Annotated in this window: 6 protein-coding genes and 1 pseudogene; 1 reads left to right on the forward strand and 6 read right to left on the reverse strand. The window is 38.2% G+C overall.

The window, feature by feature from the left end; all coding sequences use genetic code 11:
* Positions 1-3: 3 nt before the first annotated feature.
* A pseudogene (locus H5072_RS13750) lies at positions 4-126 on the reverse strand (IS3 family transposase); the annotation flags it as partial.
* Positions 127-235: 109 nt separating this feature from the next.
* On the opposite strand from H5072_RS13750, the gene H5072_RS13755 reads away from it, so the two are divergent.
* The gene (locus H5072_RS13755; RefSeq protein ID WP_182693838.1) at positions 236-1,276 is read left to right on the forward strand and encodes an IS481 family transposase; all 1,041 of its coding nucleotides are present in this window, start codon (positions 236-238) and stop codon (positions 1,274-1,276) included.
* A 340-nt stretch (positions 1,277-1,616) separates the two neighbouring features.
* Here H5072_RS13755 and H5072_RS13760 read toward each other — a convergent pair whose 3' ends face one another.
* From H5072_RS13760 to H5072_RS13780, 5 genes are all read right to left on the reverse strand, one after another.
* Positions 1,617-1,769, reverse strand: a complete 153-nt coding sequence (locus H5072_RS13760) for a DUF2496 domain-containing protein (protein ID WP_076914928.1) — start codon at positions 1,767-1,769, stop codon at positions 1,617-1,619.
* Positions 1,753-2,034 carry a late competence development ComFB family protein gene (locus H5072_RS13765; RefSeq protein ID WP_002958257.1) on the reverse strand — a complete coding sequence of 94 codons (282 nt, stop codon included), beginning with the start codon at positions 2,032-2,034 and terminating at the stop codon, positions 1,753-1,755. Before H5072_RS13765 ends, H5072_RS13760 begins: the two co-directional genes overlap by 17 nt.
* Before the next feature lie 51 nt (positions 2,035-2,085).
* Positions 2,086-2,979 carry a histone deacetylase gene (locus H5072_RS13770; protein WP_182693839.1) on the reverse strand — a complete coding sequence of 298 codons (894 nt, stop codon included), beginning with the start codon at positions 2,977-2,979 and terminating at the stop codon, positions 2,086-2,088.
* A 13-nt stretch (positions 2,980-2,992) separates the two neighbouring features.
* On the reverse strand, positions 2,993-3,601 hold the full coding sequence (locus H5072_RS13775) for a primosomal replication protein (protein ID WP_002958255.1): 609 nt from the start codon (positions 3,599-3,601) through the stop codon (positions 2,993-2,995).
* Between the two features lies 1 nt (position 3,602).
* Positions 3,603-3,913 (reverse strand): TSUP family transporter (locus H5072_RS13780; protein ID WP_182693840.1); only part of this gene is annotated, 311 nt, incomplete at its 5' end.

The raw sequence follows: 3,913 nt of genomic DNA on the forward strand, positions 1-3,913 counted from the left end.
TGGTCAATAAAATTTGGCCACAGTTTTAGAATCTTGATATCTAACCTCAGATTCATTTGGCGCTAAACCGGCATTATAATGATGCGGCCTAACGTTGTTGTAATATCCGTTGATATAATCACTAATGTGTATTAGTTCAGACAAGATCTGACACATCAACTTGCAAAAGTGAGAGTTACCCGTTTTGATAAAAGGTGTCGAATCTTTAAATCAAAACATATAAGAGGTAACTCTCATGCTACATACTAACAATCCAATTATTAAACACAAAGCGGGTTTACTTAATCTTGCAGAAGAACTTGGCAACGTATCAAGAGCCTGCAAAGTGATGGGAGTATCCCGTGATACATTTTATCGTTATCAAGAATTAATCGAAGACGGTGGACTTGATGCGTTAATTGATAAAAGTCGTAGGGCGCCAAACTTAAAAAATAGAGTTGATGAAGCAACTGAACAAGCCGTTATTAAATACGCTGTCGATTATCCAGCTCACGGCCAACACCGAACGAGTAATGAACTCAGAAAACAAGGCGTATTTGTTTCTGGCAGCGGTGTTCGTTCAATATGGCTACGTCATGACCTAGAGAACTTTAAAAAGCGTCTCAAGGCGCTAGAAAATAAAGTGGCTAACGAAGGTATTACTCTCACCGACGCTCAAGTAGCTGCGCTTGAAAAGAAAAAACATGATGACGAAGCGTGTGGTGAAATTGAAACGGCTCACCCAGGTTATCTAGGCTCTCAAGATACATTTTACGTCGGTAATCTCAAAGGCGTTGGGCGTATCTACCAACAAACCTTCGTTGATACATACAGCAAAGTAGCGTTCGCTAAGCTCTACACCACGAAAACGCCAATTACTGCGGCTGACATACTCAACGACAAAGTACTGCCGTACTTCGAACAGTACGAGCTTCCTATGCTACGTATTCTAACCGATAGAGGCACTGAATATTGTGGCAAAGTCGAACATCATGATTACCAGTTATATCTGGCTATTAATGATATCGATCATACAAAAACCAAAGCTATGTCACCGCAAACAAATGGTATCTGCGAACGCTTCCATAAAACGATATTCAATGAATTCTATCAAGTTACATTCCGTAAAAAGCTATATAGCTCATTAGAGGAATTGCAAAAGGATCTGGACGAATGGATGATTTATTACAATAATGACCGAACTCATCAAGGAAAAATATGCTGTGGCAGAACGCCATTAGAAACTTTATTAGATGGAAAATTGATTTGGGCTGAGAAAAATTTAGCTCAAATCTAGACTGACAGTCACCGATTAAAAAACGGGTAACTGTCAGATCAAGTCTGAGCTAGTACACCTGATTTGGTAGTTTTAAGTGTTTCAAACAGCTTTACTCAGTGGACTTTTTGTCCCCTTATAACACCATATACATATGTTATATGGTGTTTTATGTAGATAGCTTCTGATCTTTCCCAAAATAAACACAGCGACTTTGAGTCAACACATATACAACTGTCAGATTCGATTGAGTTCTATTATTCGAATCTGACAGATCAAGTTAAGATTTATTCAAGAAAATTGATTGCACTAAGCACGAAGGTAGCGTTACCGAGCACGACATACAGATAATAGAATAGAGTTATGACTTTTCTAGCTTCTTTTCAAAGTCGCTTTTAACTATTTCAAGTGCTTTAAGTACTTCTTCTGGAGCAACATCGTGTTGCTCTAGTATCATAATTAAATCTACTGCAAGTTTCATATGTGTAGGGGCTTGATCAAGTGGACTTGTCATTTAACTCTTTCTTTTTTGATATTTGGCTGATGGCAACGTTTATTGCGGTTTGTACACGTTGTTCCATATGTATGCGTTCTGATTGCGGTAAATAAAACGCCATATCTACATCGTAGCGAATATATCGTGGCGGGAGCTGATTTAGTACCGTACAACAAAAGTCAGCCATTACATCTTCATCATATTTTTCATCAAGTTTAAGTTTGATAACTTCCTCGACTACAATCTTTTCGTAATAGTTGTGTATGTCTTCGTGTAATCGCATATTCCCACCGCTTTAAAATAATCAGTTTAATTGAGTCTATACTATGGCTTGCTATAAATCGATAGCGGCTTTAAATAGTTGTTTATGAACATTAATTAGTGAGCTCAAATTACGCTGATAACCTCCGCCTAGGCCGCACATTAGTGGGATTTGGTGTTGCTTACAAAAGTTGAGAGTAAAAAAGTCGCGTTTATATACGCCATCTAGTGATACTTCAAACAAGCCTAACTCGTCTTTTGTGTAAATATCAGCACCTGCATTATACAAAATAATATCGGGGTTATGAATACGCACGCAAAAATCGAGTGCTTGCTCTAATGTAGCAAGGTACTCAGCGTCGGTTGTTTTAGCGGGCAATGCAAAATCGTAGGTGGACTCTTGCTTATTACGAGGAAAGTTTTGTTCACAATGAATTGAGCAGGTAATAATTTGGTCATGGTTTTGAGTGATTTGTGCTGTGCCATCGCCTTGGTGTACGTCGCAATCAAAAATTAAAACAGTGTCGGCTTGCTCTGTATTTATTAAATGTGCTGCTGCAATAGCTAGATCGTTAAAAATACAAAAACCGCTGCCGTAATCACTGTATGCATGATGATAGCCACCACTTAAATTAGCCGAAAAACCATGTTTTAGCGCGTGTTCACTACTTTGGATGCTTGCCCCAACTGATAGTAATGTGCGCTCTACCAATTCATTTGAATAAGGAAAGCCCATTTTTTTTATGGCTTTATTGCTAAGAGTCCCATTTAAAAAGTCATCTATATAACGTTGGCTATGACATAGCGAAAGTTGAGATTTGGTTGCTTTTTTAGGCTCTTGAAAGTGAATAGCCGAAACACCTAGGTTTTCTATTTCTGTTTTAAGTAACTTATACTTTTGAATAGGGAATCGATGACGTTCTGGGAGTATAAGGTCTGAATACAATGGATGATAATAAAGCTGCATAGTAAAGTGCGCCTTAACGCAGCTGCTGTTTTTCTACTTGTTGAATTTTATCTTCGGTGGCAGAAATTGCTTTTCTGCAGCGGCCTAATCGAGCGTGTGTGCTTAATATTTCAAGGTTAAGCTTTTGTGCTTTAGCAGGCGAGGCTTTATCCATTTGCATTTTTCGCTCTTCAATCATGAGCACTAAACGGCGTTCAAACTCATGGTTTTGTTTTAATTCGTCGTAAAGCTCATGGGATGATTGCATTATTTTTTGCACAGCTTGCTTATAAACGGTTTGCTTAGGGCGTGGTTTATAATGGCTTTTGTTTTCTTTAACCCAAATAGGCGTTGATTTAATAACGTTGAATACAGCTTGTATTTGAGCTGCAATACGTTCAAGCGCGTAGGTATAAGCATGGCGATGCTCGCTTGGCGGTAACCTTGAAACTTCGTCTTCTATTTCTATTACGTAATCGACTAGGTTCATGCTTTTGGTACTAAAAACTGCGCGGTCAAACAAGCTAGGTTGTGCTTGCATGTAACGATTTTTAGAAAAAAGTTTAGCTTTATCAAATTGCTCAGCTTGTTGTTTTAGCGTTGCAACTTGTTGGCGTAGTTTATCTAAAGCCATTGAATGCATATTAAAAGTAAGCCTCGTAAATTAGTTTTAATGCTAAAAGTATAACCATAGTATTAAATACTGGGCGAATAAATTTGCTACCAAAACGTATTGCTGAATGCGCCCCAAACCATGCGCCTAGCATAATAAAAAAGCCCATTGTTATGCCAAGTAAAAAGTTTACATGGCCGAGTGCAACAAAGGTAATTAAAGATATAAAGTTAGACACAAAATTCATTGAACGCGCTAAACCACAGTTGAGTAGCAGGTTCATTTTGTAAAGCATGCCATTAGAAGCAGTCCAAAATGTACCCGTACCTGGGCCTGCTAAAC

Source organism: Pseudoalteromonas sp. SR45-5 (assembly GCF_014163565.1).
Classification (GTDB): domain Bacteria; phylum Pseudomonadota; class Gammaproteobacteria; order Enterobacterales; family Alteromonadaceae; genus Pseudoalteromonas; species Pseudoalteromonas distincta.

Bases quoted from the DNA above. Each gene is read 5' to 3' on its own strand.
- H5072_RS13765 (WP_002958257.1), bottom strand. From the start codon at position 2,034: ATGCGATTACACGAAGACATACACAACTATTACGAAAAGATTGTAGTC.
- H5072_RS13775 (WP_002958255.1), bottom strand. From the start codon at position 3,601: ATGCATTCAATGGCTTTAGATAAACTACGCCAACAAGTTGCAACGCTA.
- H5072_RS13770 (WP_182693839.1), bottom strand. From the start codon at position 2,979: ATGCAGCTTTATTATCATCCATTGTATTCAGACCTTATACTCCCAGAA.
- H5072_RS13760 (WP_076914928.1), bottom strand. From the start codon at position 1,769: ATGACAAGTCCACTTGATCAAGCCCCTACACATATGAAACTTGCAGTA.
- H5072_RS13755 (WP_182693838.1), top strand. From the start codon at position 236: ATGCTACATACTAACAATCCAATTATTAAACACAAAGCGGGTTTACTT.